Source organism: Synechococcus sp. JA-3-3Ab (assembly GCF_000013205.1).
GTDB lineage: Bacteria > Cyanobacteriota > Cyanobacteriia > Thermostichales > Thermostichaceae > Thermostichus.
In genome coordinates this window covers 176,751-192,233 of sequence record NC_007775.1, presented here as the reverse complement: position 1 = coordinate 192,233, position 15,483 = coordinate 176,751, and the positions used below count along the sequence as shown (strand labels likewise).

Annotated in this window: 13 protein-coding genes; 6 read left to right on the top strand and 7 right to left on the bottom strand. The window is 62.1% G+C overall.

Annotated features, from left to right (window positions below):
* Positions 1 to 39: 39 nt before the first annotated feature.
* The 4 genes from CYA_RS00910 to CYA_RS15170 form a co-directional block, all read right to left on the bottom strand.
* Positions 40 to 1,218 carry a 1-deoxy-D-xylulose-5-phosphate reductoisomerase gene (locus CYA_RS00910; RefSeq protein WP_011429108.1) on the bottom strand — a complete coding sequence of 393 codons (1,179 nt, stop codon included), beginning with the start codon at positions 1,216 to 1,218 and terminating at the stop codon, positions 40 to 42.
* Between the two features lie 138 nt (positions 1,219 to 1,356).
* Positions 1,357 to 1,695 carry a hypothetical protein gene (locus CYA_RS00905; protein WP_011429107.1) on the bottom strand — a complete coding sequence of 113 codons (339 nt, stop codon included), beginning with the start codon at positions 1,693 to 1,695 and terminating at the stop codon, positions 1,357 to 1,359.
* The gene (locus CYA_RS00900) at positions 1,692 to 2,120 is read right to left on the bottom strand and encodes a ParA family protein (RefSeq protein ID WP_168175279.1); all 429 of its coding nucleotides are present in this window, start codon (positions 2,118 to 2,120) and stop codon (positions 1,692 to 1,694) included. Before CYA_RS00900 ends, CYA_RS00905 begins: the two co-directional genes overlap by 4 nt.
* 4 nt (positions 2,121 to 2,124) lie before the next feature.
* On the bottom strand, positions 2,125 to 2,313 hold the full coding sequence (locus CYA_RS15170; RefSeq protein WP_168175280.1) for a ParA family protein: 189 nt from the start codon (positions 2,311 to 2,313) through the stop codon (positions 2,125 to 2,127).
* 262 nt (positions 2,314 to 2,575) lie between these two features.
* Here CYA_RS15170 and CYA_RS00895 point away from each other — a divergent pair, with 262 nt between their 5' ends.
* Both CYA_RS00895 and rpsU read left to right on the top strand, forming a co-directional pair.
* Positions 2,576 to 3,832: a trypsin-like serine protease gene (locus CYA_RS00895; RefSeq protein WP_011429106.1), complete on the top strand. Its 1,257-nt coding sequence runs from the start codon at positions 2,576 to 2,578 to the stop codon at positions 3,830 to 3,832.
* Between the two features lie 86 nt (positions 3,833 to 3,918).
* The gene (gene rpsU / locus CYA_RS00890) at positions 3,919 to 4,104 is read left to right on the top strand and encodes a 30S ribosomal protein S21 (RefSeq protein ID WP_011429105.1); all 186 of its coding nucleotides are present in this window, start codon (positions 3,919 to 3,921) and stop codon (positions 4,102 to 4,104) included.
* Positions 4,105 to 4,166: 62 nt separating this feature from the next.
* On the opposite strand, the gene CYA_RS00885 is transcribed toward rpsU, so the two are convergent.
* Positions 4,167 to 4,346 (bottom strand): hypothetical protein, encoded by a 180-nt coding sequence (locus tag CYA_RS00885; protein ID WP_011429104.1) that lies wholly within the window; start codon positions 4,344 to 4,346, stop codon positions 4,167 to 4,169.
* A gap of 438 nt (positions 4,347 to 4,784) precedes the next feature.
* On the opposite strand from CYA_RS00885, the gene treZ reads away from it, so the two are divergent.
* Positions 4,785 to 6,593 carry a malto-oligosyltrehalose trehalohydrolase gene (gene treZ / locus CYA_RS00880; RefSeq protein ID WP_011429102.1) on the top strand — a complete coding sequence of 603 codons (1,809 nt, stop codon included), beginning with the start codon at positions 4,785 to 4,787 and terminating at the stop codon, positions 6,591 to 6,593.
* Here treZ and CYA_RS00875 read toward each other — a convergent pair.
* Positions 6,590 to 8,104: an oxidoreductase FAD-binding gene (locus CYA_RS00875; RefSeq protein ID WP_011429101.1), complete on the bottom strand. Its 1,515-nt coding sequence runs from the start codon at positions 8,102 to 8,104 to the stop codon at positions 6,590 to 6,592. The two genes, treZ and CYA_RS00875, sit on opposite strands and share 4 nt — an antisense overlap.
* A 16-nt stretch (positions 8,105 to 8,120) precedes the next feature.
* Entirely contained in the window at positions 8,121 to 9,449 is a 1,329-nt protein-coding gene (locus tag CYA_RS00870) for a four-carbon acid sugar kinase family protein (protein ID WP_011429100.1), read from the bottom strand.
* Between the two features lie 207 nt (positions 9,450 to 9,656).
* Here CYA_RS00870 and phoU point away from each other — a divergent pair, with 207 nt between their 5' ends.
* The 3 genes from phoU to clpB all read left to right on the top strand — a co-directional run bounded on the left by phoU (position 9,657) and on the right by clpB (position 15,476).
* Complete coding sequence (phoU, locus tag CYA_RS00865) at positions 9,657 to 10,298, top strand: phosphate signaling complex protein PhoU (protein WP_011429099.1); 642 nt, start codon at positions 9,657 to 9,659, stop codon at positions 10,296 to 10,298.
* A 57-nt stretch (positions 10,299 to 10,355) separates the two neighbouring features.
* Entirely contained in the window at positions 10,356 to 12,641 is a 2,286-nt protein-coding gene (locus tag CYA_RS00860; RefSeq protein ID WP_011429098.1) for a ribonuclease R family protein, read from the top strand.
* A gap of 192 nt (positions 12,642 to 12,833) precedes the next feature.
* Positions 12,834 to 15,476, top strand: a complete 2,643-nt coding sequence (clpB, locus tag CYA_RS00855) for an ATP-dependent chaperone ClpB (RefSeq protein WP_011429097.1) — start codon at positions 12,834 to 12,836, stop codon at positions 15,474 to 15,476.
* The last annotated feature ends 7 nt before the right edge of the window (positions 15,477 to 15,483 follow it).

Below are 15,483 nucleotides of genomic sequence, written 5' to 3'. Positions count from 1 at the left end.
TTCCCACTCTAGCGCTGTGCCGGATCCCCCCGGTAGGGATCAGGCCAGAACTTGGGCCGGGGCCTGCTGCGCCAGCAGCTCCACCTGTTGCCGCGCCCAGGCATCCACTTCCAGAATGTCCTCCAGGCTGGGGGCAGGGATGACCTGGTGCCGCTCGCACACCTGCTCCAAAAGGCGAGGGATGTCCAAAAAGCGGATGCGCTCCTGTAGGAAGAGGGCCACCGCCGCTTCGTTGGCGGCATTCAACACTGCCGGCAGGGTTCCTCCTGCCTGTCCAGCAGCATAAGCCAGTTGTAGGCAAGGGTACTTGCGGTGATCCGGAGCCTTAAAAGTGAGGGATCCCAGCTTGACCAAATCGAGGGGATCCCAAGGGGTGGCTAAGCGCTCCGGCCAACTGAGGCCATAGAGGATGGGCAGGTGCATATCCGGCCAGCCCAACTGGGCCAGAACAGAAGTATCTGCCAGCTCGATCAAGGAGTGGACAATGCTCTGGGGGTGGATGAGGACCTCGATCCGGTCATAATCCAAACCAAACAGCCAGTGGGCCTCGATCACCTCCAGGCCCTTGTTCATCAGGGTGGCCGAGTCGATGGTGATCTTGCGCCCCATCACCCAGTTGGGGTGTTTGAGGGCGTCGGCCAAGGTGACCTGATCTAGTTTTTCGGCAGGCCAATCCCGAAAAGCTCCCCCGGAAGCCGTCAACAAGATCCTGCGCAGGGATCCCGGCGGCACCCCCTGTAGGCATTGAAAGATGGCCGAATGCTCCGAGTCCACCGGGATGAGCTTGACGCCGTACTCTCGTACCAGGGGCAGCACCACCGGGCCGCCTGCCACCAGGGTTTCTTTGTTGGCCAGGGCAATGTCTTTGCCGGCGCGGATAGCGGCCAAGGTGGGCAAGAGGCCGGCACAGCCAACGATCCCGGTCACCACCCGCTGGGCCGCCGGGTGGGCCGCCACCTGACACAGCCCCTCCGTTCCCGCCACCAGCTCCGGCAGCGGCCGCATCCCGGTCAGCAGGGATCGCAGCTCCGGCAGCAGCTCCTCCCGACCGATGGCCACAATCTGGGGCCGAAACCGCCACACCTGTTCTGCCAGGAGGGTAACATTGCTGTAGCTGGTCAAGCCGACAACCCGAAAACGCTCTGGATACTGGGCCACCAAATCCAGAGTTTGGGTGCCAATGGAGCCGGTGGAGCCGAGCAGAGTGATGGCTTGCATAAGGGATCCCTTTTGCACCAGTCAATTTAATCAACTTGAGGAGAAGGAGCGCAAAAAAACCGCTGCCCTTACGGCGCATTGTGCCCTAGCGCTCCACCTCGCAGAGGGGTAGGCCTGCCTCCCGCCCTCATCTTATTCCTATCTGGGCTGGTCTGCTCCACCTGAGGCCAGCCCTCTCGATGACAAGGGATCCTCCGAGGGCCAGGCCTTAGCCGATTGAGAGCGCAGCCACTGGGCGAGCAGAGCCTCGATCAACTCCGAGAGGTCTTGATCCGATTCCAGCAGGAGGCGCTTCACAGCTCGGTGCGTCTCTTTGGAAATGTAGGCCGTCAGCTTGACGTACTCAGAGCTGTTGGGCTTGGCGCCTGCTTCCGGCGGCTCAGGGATCTTGTAGGCTTGGGTGCTCAGTTTTTTGGGGGCAGGGCGAGCCGGGATCCCCTCTGGCTGTCGGTCGAGCAGGCGCTTAAACTTGCTCATGACAGGATTTCCTCTCCCACCGCAACGTAGTCTGACCAGGCTTGCTTGGCTCTGGGATCCGGGATCTCGTTGACACAGACTCCCTCCAGGGCAGCCTGCTGAAAGGCCACCGTGCGGCGAATCGAATGGTGGCAGAGCGGGATCCCGGCCTGTTGGAGAAAGCTGCGGGCCTCGGCCCCATCCCGGTTGGGCCAGGGGGGAACCAGCGTCAGCAAAACTTTGCAGTGTTTTGCCCCCAAACGGTTCAGGGCGTTAACAGTCAGCATCAGAGCATCCAGGGCCAGGGCATCTGGAGAACAGGGCAAAAGCAATACTTCACACCGCTCCGCCAGCAGGCTCAACTGTTCGGGGGTGGGGCGGGCGGGGGTGTCGATCAGCGTATGCTGAAAGCTCGTGGGCGTGGGCGTGGTGGGATCCCCGGCCACCACTTTAGACAGGAAAGGGAGAGCCGCGTTCTGCCCAGCGAGAAGCAGAGCGATTGGGATCGGCGTCGAGCAGCAGCGACACCTGGGGTGTACCTGCCTGGGCTGCGCACCGTTGTTGAAGGTAGAGGGCCAGGTGTACCGCCGTGGTGGTTTTGCCCACACCTCCTTTGAACCCCAAGACCGCGATATTCATCTGCCACACACCCTCCCAACCTGGTTTTACAGCCCACTTCCAGAGGCGGAAAGAGGCAAGCTGTGCATCCGCGCGCCGGAGCCTGGGGTTTTGGGCAACTGAGGGGATCCGAGCGCCGCATCACGTTTTCCTCTCTCCGCACGCGAGGGGCTTCGCTGGTACGATATCCTTGGTCGGCAAAGCCGGCTGAGGAACTGCGGGCTCTCTCCCAGCCCCTCGCCCTCGGACGCTACCTCCCTTCCTCGTCCCGGAGAAGCTGAGCATGGCCCATCCCTCAAAGTCTCGCTCCTGGTCTCCTGTGGTGGGGCTGTGGCTGGCTCTGGGCCTCAGCGCCTGTGGCGGAGGGAATTCCGGTCGCCCCCTGCCGCCGCTCCCGGCCCCTCCTGCAGGACGCATCGAGGGATCCCATTTCGACGATCTCAACGGCAATGGTCTGTGGGATCCAGGGGAACCAGGGCTGCCGGGCATCACCACCTTTCTGGACTTGAACAGCAATGGACGCCTCGATCCAGGGGAACCCAGCACTGTCAGCGATGCCAACGGCAACTTTCGTTTCTCCAACTTGTCCCCCGGCACCTACCGGGTTACTGCCATCTTGCCTCCAGGGCGAGTGTTCACCACGCCGCGCCCAGGAGCGGGGCGGATTGTCGGTGGTAGGCCGGCTCAGCCGGGAGCCTTTCCCTGGATGGTGGCCTTGCTAGACGCGACTGAACCGGATCCTTTTCAGGCGCAGTTTTGCGGGGGATCCCTGATTGCCCCGGAGTGGGTGCTTACCGCCGCCCACTGCTTTTTCGACCCTCGAGGCGAGCCGGACGTGGATGTCCAAAGTCTGGATCTGCTGTTGGGTACCACCGTCTTGCAAATCGGTGCCGGCCAGCGAATTCAGGCTGCGCAAATTGTTATCCACCCCAACTACGACCCCCGACGAGGGACAGAGGGGGGGAATGACATTGCCCTGGTGCGCCTCTCTCGGCCAGTGGCCCTGCCTACCCTGCCGCTGGTGCAGCCCAACCAAACCAACCTGACAGCCCCTGGTACTCTCGCCACCATCCTCGGCTGGGGAGCCACCTTCCCCAGCGCCCTGGATCAAGAACCCAGCGGCTTTCCCAGGGCTCTACAGCAGGCCGAAGTTCCCCTCGTCAGCAACGAGGTGTGCAATGCTCCCCAGTCTTACAACGGCGCCATTTTGGAAACCATGCTCTGCGCTGGCTTTCCTCAAGGGGGTGTGGATACTTGCAAGGGTGATAGCGGTGGGCCCTTGGTTGTTCCTACCAGCAGTGGCTTTGCCCTAGCCGGGATTGCTAGTTTTGGCCAAGGTTGCGCCCAGCCCAATTTCTACGGGGTGTACACGCGAGTGTCCAGCTTTGTGGGTTTTGTACAATCCGTAATCGGCAGCGCCCCCAGCCCAGCGCCAACGCCTTCTCCGCCGCCTTCCACCGGAACAACGGCCTCGTTTGTCGTAAATTTGAGAGAGGGTGAGGCGGTTTCGGGCCTCAACTTTGGCAGCCGCGCCCTGTAACCGTCAGCAGCAGGGCGGAGATGGTTTAGGATAGGGATCCCGATTGTGCTTTCGTTCTACTCATCGACGGAGGAGATAGCTTCTTTATGACTCAAGTGACGATTGGCGAAAACGAAGGGATCGAATCGGCGCTGCGCCGCTTCAAGCGCCAGGTCTCCAAGGCGGGCATTCTGCGGGATCTGCGCAACCATCGCCACTTTGAAACCAACCTGGAAAAGCGCAAGCGCAAAGCGGTAGCCATGCGGCGCAACCGCCGTAAGTCCATGGCCTAGGCAATTCTCAGTAGTCTGAACTTGGCTTGTGGCTATACAAGGTAGCCAAACCAGGGTTCGGCTTAGTTTTTCGGATCCCCAACGAGGCTAGCCTTCAGGGATCCGCTCAACACCTTAACTTCCAGCACCAGTTTCTCGCCGGCAAACCTCTTCGGCAAGGGAGGAAAGGGGGCGGAGCGCCGAATAGCGCTGAGCACGCCTGCATCCAGAAGGGAATCCGCCGAGGGGGTTTGCAGGTGCAACTTCCCCTAGGGTTCTTTTGAGCCAGGTGCCCTCTTGCCTGGCTGGCTCCTTCTCAGCAGGGGAAGCAGGAGAGTTTAGGTTCTTTGACACTCCCACCCAGGGGATTCTTACGCAGCTCAAAATGGACTCGCGAAGGCGCTTTCAACACACCCCTAGACAGTTCTTTGAGGCATAACCTCAAAGTTCTGCTTACTTCGGACTTAAGTTCCTCCAGGTTAGTTATTGCCGCGCGGGTTTTGCACCGCAGTAGGTCGTTTTCCTGGAGAAGCTCTGTACTAGCTAAAAGAAGCAACTAAAGTTGCTCAAGGGCTTTTCCGCCCCGTACTAAAGTACGGGGCTACCAAGCTATCCTTTTGTGTAGGGGAGCAAGGCGCTATAGTAGAAGCCAAGTTGTGCAGACAGGTTTCGTGCTTCAGACTTCTCCTCCGCTCGGACGGATGGGCGCCTATCCCTTGGGGCAGGGCCGCTATCGCTTCTCGGTATGGGCGCCCTTAGTCGAACAAGTGGAGCTGAAGATAATCAGCCCTGTCCAACAGGTTATCCCTCTCAAGCAGGAGGAGCAGGGCTATTGGCAGGCGGAGGTGGAGGGGATCCCGCCGGGGCCGGTGGACTACCTCTACCGTCTGCACACCGCAGCGGGGGTGGTGGAGCGGCCAGATCCCGCTTCCCGCTGCCAGCCCTACGGCGTCCACGGCCCATCGCGGGTGGTGGATCCCCACTTCGACTGGCAGGATCAGGGCTGGCGGGGGATCCCGCTCTCCCAGTGGATCCTCTACGAGCTCCATGTAGGCACCTTTACCCCAGAGGGCACCTTTGCCGCCCTGATCCCTCGCCTGCCGCACCTGGTGGAGCTGGGGGTCAACGTGCTGGAGCTGATGCCGGTGGCCCAGTTTCCGGGGGAGCGCAACTGGGGCTATGACGGCGTCTATCCCTATGCCGTGCAGACTAGCTATGGGGGAGCAGCGGGCCTGAAAGCGTTGGTGAACGCCTGCCATCAGCAGGGCCTGGCTGTCGTCTTGGATGTGGTCTACAACCACCTGGGGCCGGAGGGGAACTACCTGCGGGACTTTGGCCCCTACTTCACCGACAAGTACCGCACTCCTTGGGGAGAGGCCCTCAACTTCGACGACCGCTCCTCCGACGGCGTGCGGGAGTTTTTCCTGCAAAATGCCGAGTACTGGCTAGAGGAGTTTCACCTGGACGGCCTGCGGCTGGACGCGGTGCACGCCATCTACGACTTCAGCGCCCACCCTTTTTTGCAAGAATTGGCGGAGCGGGTAGATGCCCTAGAAGCGCGCACGGGCTGGCCCAGGGTGCTTGTAGCTGAAAGCGACCTCAACGACGTCCGCCTCATCACCCCCCGCAGGCAAGGGGGCTACGGGCTAGACGCCCAGTGGTGCGACGACTTCCATCACTCGGTTCACACCCTGCTGACCGGGGAAAAGACAGGCTACTACCAAGACTTTGGCCAATTGGAGCACCTGGCCAAGGCCTACCGCGAAAGCTACGTCTATTCCGGCCAGTACTCCCCCTACCGCGGCAGGCGCCACGGCAATTCCGCCATCGGCAGGCCGGGATCCCAGTTTGTAATCTGCATCCAAAACCACGACCAGGTGGGCAACCGCAGGCTGGGAGAGCGCCTCAGCCAGCTGACTTCTTTTGAAGGTCTCAAGTTGGCCGCCGCTGCCCTGCTGCTAGCTCCTATGTTGCCGCTGCTGTTTATGGGGGAAGAGTATGGGGAGGTGGCCCCCTTTCTCTACTTCGTCAGCCACGGGGATCCCGACCTGGTGGAAGCGGTGCGCCAAGGACGCCGCCGCGAGTTCAGCGCCTTTGCCTGGCAAGGGGAGGTGCCGGATCCCCAAGCGGAAGAGACTTTCTTGCACTCGAAGCTCAACTGGGAACTGGGCCACGCCGGCCATCACCAGGTCTTGCGGCGGTGGTACCAAACCCTCATTCACTTGCGCAAGACCCTGGCGCCGCTGCAAAACCTGGAGCGGAACTCGGTGGAGGTGGAGCTGTTTGCCCAAACTGGCCTGGCCCTGCACCGCCACCAGGGATCCCAAGCTGTCCTGGCCCTGTTGAACTTCAGCCCCGACCAGGTGGTCACCTACGCCCAATGGCCCGGCGGCAGTTGGCAGAAGCTTCTAGATAGCGGCGACCAGGGATCCTCCCTGCCGGCAAAAAACCAAGGGGAGCCCGTTGAGATACCGCCCTATGGGGTGGTGGTGTACGGCCAGAACACCTAGGAGAGGTGATCCCGGCCGCAGCCGTAGCGCCAGGCCTCGCGCCGCCGCTTCCAAAAGTAGTCTTGCGGGGTTGCTTCTGGGCGGTCAGCTAGCCTTTGCAAAAGCTCGTAGAGGCCGAGGGCGCCGAAGTGGCCCGCCCATGCCAGCAGCTCCGGCAGCCCCAGCCGAGGCAGGAGCGCGGCCACCAGTGCCGGATCCCGCCTCATCACGCCCCACAGCGCTTGGGCCAAGCCGCCCAACTGCACCACATCCTGCAAAAAGGGCTGCACCACCTGGGGGCCGGCGGCCATCATGGCCTCAAACACTCTGCTCAACAAGCGGTTAATGCTGTTGGGATCCCAGTTTTTCTCCGCCAAAGGGGGGATCATCGCCTTCTGAAACAGCCAGGTCACCGCCAAATTGGGCTGGTAGGGCTGCAGCAGGGCCAGGGCCGCCCGGTCGAGCTGCCGCTGCGCCAGGGCCTCGTGGATCCCCTGTTGCAGGCGATCCAGGTGGCGCAACATCGCCCCAAAGCCGCCAAAGCTCAAGGGCGACTGGCTGCCGCTGCTGTCTCCCACTGCCAAGAGGCGATCCCCGGGCAGTTGCAGCGGGCTGCGGCGGTAGGCGGGGAAAACGCCACCCAGCTTGCGCACCCAGCGGATCTGCGCCAGCTCGGCCCCCTGGTAGGCAGGGAGCAGCCGGCAGTAGTCCTGCCACAGCCTCTCCAGACTGGGTCGGCGGGGATCCCGGTCGCAGTAGGTAAACAAGTAGGTGGTGCGCCCATCGCGGGCGGGGAAAGCTTCCCAAAAGGGCTGGTAGCCGTTCTGGGCGGGGGTAAAGCTGTAGAACAGATCCCCAGTGGGTTGGTCGGGCAGCCCCTGGGCACAGGATCCCACCACCAGACAGACGCTGTCCGGCGGCTGCCCTTGGCGGGCCTGGGCCACGATGGGGGAGCGGTGCCCCATGGCATCCACCAGGAGTTGGGCGCTGAGCTGGCCGGCGGTGGTCTGGATGCGGATCCCATCGGGGTGGACCGTGGCGCTGAGAAACCCGGTCTGCTCCCGCACCTGGCCCCCCCAGTCTAGGAAATGCTGCTTGAGGAACTCCAGCAAGCCGACCGGATCCACGCCCACATTCAGCACCCCTTCCACCCACCAGGTGGGACCCTCCCCAAAGCCAATGCGCCCACTGGGGTAGTGGGTCACCTGGATTGCCTCCCACTCTGTCGGGGTGAGCAGCTCCAGTTCTAACAACACCTGCAGCTCCTGCCGCGAGGTGTTCCACTCCTGCTCCCGCCCCCGCAAGATGCCGCGCTCGATCAGGATCACCCGCCAGCCTCGCCGGGCCAAAGCCGCCCCCAAGAGAATCCCCAGGGTGCCGCCGGCAATCACCACATCGGCATCCCGGCTGCCCAGGCGCTCAGAACAGCGGTGCACCACCGCCGGAGGCAACACCGTTGGCCCCTGCCGCAGGGATCCCCACCAGGCCTCCAAGGCAGGCAGAGCTTCAGGGGGGGAGATGAGTTCAGCCATGGTGATTTCCTCCAGGCTAGACTAGCCCGCGGCTGTGGAGGCGACGGTGGATTAAAACCAACGTATCCGCCTCGCCCACGTTGCCCGGAAACAGCACCACCGGCAGGTTGGGAAAGCGGGGGTGATCCGCCGGCGTGAGCACCATGGAGATCCCTGGGTAGATCTGCCCCAGCAGCCGCACCGCTGGCAGGTTGAGGCCAACGCTGAGGATGTTGTTGGAGGTAATGCCGCCCTTGCTAACGAGATAGCCGATCCCTTCCGGCAGCCCCTGCACAATGGCCATCAACAGGCGGGAAACTCTCTGCCCAAAGGCCAGGCGTGCCTCTGGGGCAGCGCCCTCAAAGCGCACTTCTTCTCGGCTGGTGTAGACCACCGGCGTCAGGCCCTGCTCGTAGGCGCGCTGGACTTGGCTCAAGAGGGCCGGCAGCAGCTCCGCTTCCCTCCCCGCTTCCAACAGGCGCTTTACCTCCACCTCGATGCCCTGGATCCCTGGCTCCTGCAACAGCCGAGCCAACTGCTGGCTGGACTTTTGCACATGGGATCCCACAATCACCACCCCTGGCCGGTCGGAGCGGACAAACCGCCCCATCTGCTCTGGCAGAACCGGCTGTGGCGGCAACTGGGCCAAAGCCGTCAAGAGGCTGGCGGCGCTGCGAAACAAAAAGCGCTTCCCCTGCTCCAGAGCCGCCCAGACATCCTGGGCAAAACGATCCAGATCCGCCTGGGTTTCTCCATCCACCACACAGCAGACATTCCCCTCCAGCCTCAAAAGCCGCTCCAGACAGCCGGCGCGGATCTGCTCCAGGGTCAGTCGCACCACCTGCTCGGCCCGGATCCGCCCTTGGGTTTTCTCCTGCACATACTCAGGCAAATAGCTGTGGTGGTAGCCAAACACCCCATCGCGGGCAAACTCCGTCTCATGCACCGGCACCCAGCGCTCCCCCACCCGTAGGTAGTGGACACTGTTGCGGGTGATGCGCCCCCCTTCAAAAAAGGCTGGCACCAGGAAGTGGGCATCAAAGGGCCCCAGCTCCGCCGCCATCACATCCGTCTCCAAGGGATAGTGCCCGCGCAGCGTCGAGTCGGAGCGGCTGATAAAAAGGGCCCGCTCCCACCCCAGCTCTCCCATGGCCTGCTTCAGGGCCCGGCAGACCGACCGCGTCACCTCGGCAGCCTCCGCCGCTGGCAGGGATCGGGTGTTGGTGAGGATAAAGCGAATCGGCGAGCTATCCTGCAGCCCTAGCTTGAGTGTTTGCGGATCCCAGCGGGTGAGGAGCAAGCAACTGTGAACGGTTTGGGATCCGGTGGGATCATCGTCCAACACAACGATAGGGGGGAGAGCCATGAGACCGTCTCAATGACAAAGCAACCCGAGAACTCCAGACAGACGAATCCCCCTCAAAGGGCAACCGCTATTTTCATCTTCCCCCAAGTTGGCCATCTTCCCTGCCTCTATTCCAGGCGAAGTTTGCCATGATTGAGATCAACTGGCTCTGGTGATCCAAAACGACTGCAGACATTTCCCCCCTGCCCACATTCATGGGAGAAAGCCATGGGGCAAGCCGAGCTACAACTTCACATCAAACGGGTACAGCAGGACGTGCTGCGCATGGGGGCGCTGGTGGAAAAGTCGGTGGTCTTGGCCCAGCAGGCCCTGTTTGAACAGAACTTGGCCGCCGCCGAACAGGTGATCGCCCAAGACAAGCAAATTGACCGCTTTTATCGCCAAATCGAGAAAGACTGTATTAATTTGATTGCCTTGCGCTCCCCGGTGGCGCGGGATCTGCGCTGGATCAGTACCCTGATGCAACTGGTACGCGATCTGGAGCGGATTGGCGACTACGCCAAAGATTTGGCCGAAGTGGCCCTGCGCTTGGTCATGTACCCGCCGCCCCCGGAGCTGGGCCGCATTCGCCTGACGATGCAGCGCTGCCAGAAAATGCTCAGCCACAGCCTGGCCGCCCTGACGGAGTTGGATGCCGAGCTGGGCCGACAACTGAAGCGGGAAGACGACGCCGTTGATGAAGACTACACCAACCTTTACAATACGTTGGCGCAGCAGTCTGACATCAAGGGATCGATCGAGCCTATCCTGTTGATGTTGCTGGCGATCCGCTACCTAGAGCGTCTGGCCGACCACTGCACCAACATCGGTCAGCGAGTAGCCTTTATCGTCACCGGCCACCGCGACTAATCCAAGTGGCTGCGCCTGTCCCTTAATCGCGGCTCTCATTCCCCCTGGATACCCGCAATGGATTTCTCTCGGATTTTTCATCACTTTTTCTCTCAACCTGCCGAGCAATGGACCGATAAAGACGCGCTGCTTGCCCTCCTGCCAGCCTCAGACCCAGAAGCGCCGGAAATGCTCGAGATTGCCCTCGATGGTCTGGTACGGGCGGGGTTTCTCGAACGGACAGGGGATCCGCCCCGCTATCGGCGTAAGCCGGATGAATCCTTGGTGGTGGGGCGTTTGCGCTGTTCCAGCAAGGGTTTTTGCTTTGCCGTGCGGGATGAACCGGGGGCAGAGGATGTGTATATCCACGGCAGCAACCTTAGCGGCGCTTGGAACGGCGACCAAGTGATAGCCCGGATTACCAAAGAAGGCAATCGCCGCCGCAGCCCAGAGGGAGAGGTGGTAGCTGTTGTGGAACGGGCCAATCCCACTCTCGTGGGCCGCCTCAAACAGACGGAAGAGGGTTTCCGGGTGGTGCCTCTGGATGACCGGCTGCTGTTCGAGCTGGCCTTGACCGAGGGATCCCCTGCCGAGCTGGCGGAAGGTCGGGTGGCCTATGTGGAAGTGGAGCGCTACCCGCTGGGCAACTTGCCCCCCGTGGGCACGATTCGCAAGATCTTGGGCAATGGCCCGGAGGCGTCCATCGATGCGGATCTGGTCTGCTGCAAGTACGACCTGCCCCAGGAGTTTCCCCCGGCGGTGCTGGAGGCTGCGGCAACTCTGCCCAAAAAGCTGAGCCGCTCCGACCAAAAGAACCGTCGCGATCTGCGGGACTGGTTTTGCGTCACGCTGGAGCCGCTGGACTTGCAGCACCCCCACGGCCTCGAGCCCAACGTGGCCGTCTCCCTGCAGCGGCAAGAAGAGGGCCACTGGCTGCTGGGGGTGCACATTGCCGATGTAGCCCACTGGCTGGATCCGGATCACCCCCTGGAGCGGGAGGCGCAGCGGCGCACCGCCACGGTTTACCTGGATAGCGTGGTGCTGCCCCTTTTCCCGCCGGAAGTGCACAGCCGCCTGGCTCTGTTGCCGCAGCAGGAGCGTCTGGCCTACTCGCTGCTGCTGACCATTGACCCCGAAGGGGTGGTGCGCAACTTCGAGATCCACCCCAGCCTGGTGCAATCGCGGGCTCACCTGTCCTATGGTCAGGTGCAGGCTCTCTTGGCCACCGCCGCGGATCTGGGCCCCGATGAGGAGGTGCCGGAGTTGATGGCCCTGCTGCAAAACCTGCTCCGTCTCAGCCAAGTCCTGCGAGTCAAGCGCCACCAGGCAGGCGGGTTCGATCTGCCCCTGTTGGATTTGCTCACCCCCTACTCTGCCGATGAAAGCGGCTATGGGCCCCTGCTGGTCAGCGATCGCCTCGGCGCCCACGCCCTGATGACCGAAATTCTGCTGCTGGCCAACCAAATCCTGGGCCACCATTTGCGCCGGCTGGGGATCCCTTCGTTGGCCCGCGTGCAGAAGCCCCCCACCGCTGAGGCCCTGCAGAACTTTTTGCGTCTGGCCAACGCCATGAAGCTGGATCTGAACTTGCAGGATCCAGAAGCTGTGACGTTAGCCGATTGGCAGCGGATCTGTGCCCGCATCACCGCCCCCGATGTCTTGGCCGCAGGGACTAGCCCAGCCTTGGTGGCCCAGTTGTTGGCTACTCTGCCCCCCGTCGAGTATTGCCTGCAGCCGCTGCAGGAGCCGCTCGGCCATTTTGGCCTTGGCCTCAAAGAGCCCTACGCCTCTTTTACTGCCCCTTTGCGCCGCTATGCCGATTTGCTGAATTTGCGGGCTCTGCACCTAGCCTTGAGCAAAGGACGGGATCGCCGCAGCCCGCGCTCCAAAACCGTGGTGGATCTGCATGGCCCCGGCAGCTACGACCAAATTGATTGGCAGGTGCTGCCGCCAAAAGTGCATGAGGAGTGGCAGGCCTTTCTCCAAGCGCAACTGCCCAAAATCCAGGCGGGATATCAGCTCCATCAACAGGCAGAGCGGGAGCTGATGGGCTTGAAGCGGTGCGAGTTCATGCAAAAACACCTGGGGGAGACGTTCCCCGGCCTGATCGTCAGCGTCCAGAACTACGGCTTTTTTGTGCAGGTGGATCCCATCTTGGCGGAAGGCTTGGTGCGGGTCAGCACCCTGAAAAACGACTGGTACGAATACCGCAGCCGCCAGCAGGCCCTGGTAGGGCGCAAAAGCCGGCGCCAGTTCCGCCTGGGGGATCGGGTGGAGGTGCAGATTAAAAACGTAGACTACTACCGCCAACAAATTGACCTGGCGGTGATCGGCGAGGGACGGCCCTACGAAGAAGAGGAATAAGGCGGGGATCCGTCCATCAATCGCGGTAGGAGGGGACGGTTGTTGCGAACTCCGGCTTTGGCAAAATAGGCGATACCTGGATCGTAGGATGCCAGCAGCGCTTCCCCAAGTCGGCAGCAAGGGCTGAGAGCCCCTTGGCTGCCCCCTGCATTGTCTTCCTATACACTGTAAAAAAACTCCTGCCAAACCCCTATGCAGCCCACCAATCCCAACCAATTTACCGAGAAAGCCTGGAGCGCCATTGTCCAATCCCAAGATGTAGCCCGGCGGCACCAGCAGCAACAGTTGGAAACCGAGCATTTGCTGATCTCCCTTCTGGATCAAGAGGGGGGTCTCACCCAGACCATTTTGCAGCGGGCCGGCCTCGATCCGAGGCTGGTGCGGGATAGAGTGGAAAGCTTTATCAACCAGCAGCCCAAGCTGGCGCGGGTGGATCAGCTCTACCTAGGCCGCGGCCTGGAGACCACGCTGGATCGAGCCGAGGAGTTTCGCAAAGAGTATGGCGATGATTTTATCTCGGTAGAGCACTTGCTTTTGGGATCCCTGGACGACGAGCGGGTGGGCAAGCGCGTTCTAGCACCCCTGGGCTTGACGGTCGAGCGCCTCAAGCCCGTTATCCAACAGGTGCGAGGCAAACAGCGGGTTACCGACAAAAATCCCGAGTCCCGCTACGAGGCCCTGGAGCGCTATGGCCGCGACTTGACCAAGGCCGCCCGCGAAGGGAAGCTGGATCCGGTGATTGGGCGGGACGACGAGATCCGCCGCGTCATTCAGGTGCTCTCCCGCCGCACCAAAAACAACCCCGTCCTCATCGGCGAGCCGGGTGTGGGGAAAACCGCCATCGTCGAGGGCCTGGCCCAGCGCATCAACCGGGGAGACGTGCCGGAGTCGCTGAAAAACCGGCGGGTGATCGCCCTGGATATGGGATCCCTGATTGCCGGCGCCAAGTACCGCGGCGAGTTTGAAGACCGCCTCAAAGCCGTGCTCAAGGAGGTCACCGAATCGGAAGGGCAGATCATCCTCTTCATCGACGAGCTGCACACCGTGGTGGGGGCAGGGGCGGCCGAAGGGGCGATGGATGCCGGCAACCTGCTCAAGCCCATGCTGGCCCGCGGCGAATTGCGCTGCATTGGCGCCACCACCCTGGATGAATACCGCAAGCACATCGAAAAAGACGCCGCCCTGGAGCGCCGCTTCCAGCCGGTGTATGTGGATCAGCCCTCCGTGGAAGACACCATCTCCATCCTGCGCGGCCTCAAAGAGCGCTACGAGCTGCACCACGGGGTCAAAATCAGCGACTCGGCCCTGGTGGCAGCGGCAGTCCTCTCCAACCGCTACATCTCCGAGCGCTTCCTGCCCGACAAGGCCATCGACCTGGTGGACGAAGCGGCGGCCAAGCTGAAGATGGAGATCACCTCCAAGCCCGTCGAATTGGATGAAATCGACCGGCGCATCATGCAACTGCAGATGGAGGAGCTCTCCCTCAAGAAAGAAGACGACCCCGCCTCCAAAGAGCGCCTGGGCAAAATTGAGCAGGAGCTAGCCAACTTGATGGAGCGGCAGCGGGAGCTGAGCGCCCGTTGGCAAATGGAAAAAGAGGCCATCGAGCGGCTGCAAAACCTCAAGGCCGAGCGGGATGCCGTCAAGCTGCAGATTGAACAGGCAGAACAAAAATATGACCTCAACCGCGCTGCCGAGCTCAAATACGGCAAGCTCATGGAGCTGGAGCGCCAGATCCAAGAGCAGGAGGCCCACCTGGCCAAGCTGCAGGCCAACGGCGAGCCCTTGTTGCGGGAGCAGGTGACGCCCGAAGACATTGCCGAGATCGTCTCCCGCTGGACCGGGATCCCGGTCACCAGCCTGATGGAGTCGGAAAAGCAGAAGCTGCTGCGCCTGGAAGCCCACTTGCACCAGCGGGTGGTGGGCCAGGACGAGGCGGTAGCGGCGGTGGCAGCCGCCATCCGGCGGGCCCGGGCCGGCCTCAAGGATCCCAATCGGCCCATCGGCTCGTTCCTGTTCATGGGGCCCACCGGCGTCGGGAAGACCGAGCTGGCCCGCGCCCTGGCGGAGTTCCTCTTCGACACCTCCGAGGCCATGGTGCGCATCGACATGTCGGAGTACATGGAGAAGCACTCCGTCTCCCGCTTGATTGGGGCTCCGCCGGGCTATGTGGGCTACGAAGAAGGCGGGCAGCTCTCGGAAGCGGTGCGGCGGCGCCCCTACTCGGTGGTGCTCTTTGACGAGGTGGAAAAAGCCCACCCTGATGTCTTCAACATCCTGCTGCAGGTGCTGGACGACGGCCGCATCACCGACTCCCAAGGCAGGACGGTGGACTTCAAAAACACCATCATCATCATGACCAGCAACATTGGCAGCGAGCTCATCCTGGAAATTGGCGGCGACGAGAGCCGCTACGAGGAGATGAAAAGCCAGGTGCTGGCCATGCTGCGGCACCACTTCCGGCCGGAGTTCCTCAACCGGGTGGATGAACTGATCATCTTCCACGCTCTAACCAAAGAGCAAATCCGCCAGATCGTCAGCCTGCAGATGCGGCGGGTGGAGCAGTTGCTGGCGGATCAGCAAATTGAAATTGTCCTCACCGAAGAGGCCAAGGACTACCTGGCCGAGCTGGGCTACGACCCCGTGTTTGGCGCCCGCCCGCTGAAGCGGGTAATCCAGCGGGAGATCGAAAACCCCCTCGCCACCAAGCTGCTGGAAAACGAGTTCCTGCCCGGCGACCGCATCCTGGTGGAGGTGGCCAACGAGCGGCTGATCTTCCGCAAGATCGGCTCTCAGCCCCGCCAAGAGCCGCCTGCTGCTGTAGCCGTCAGCTAGGCCAGTT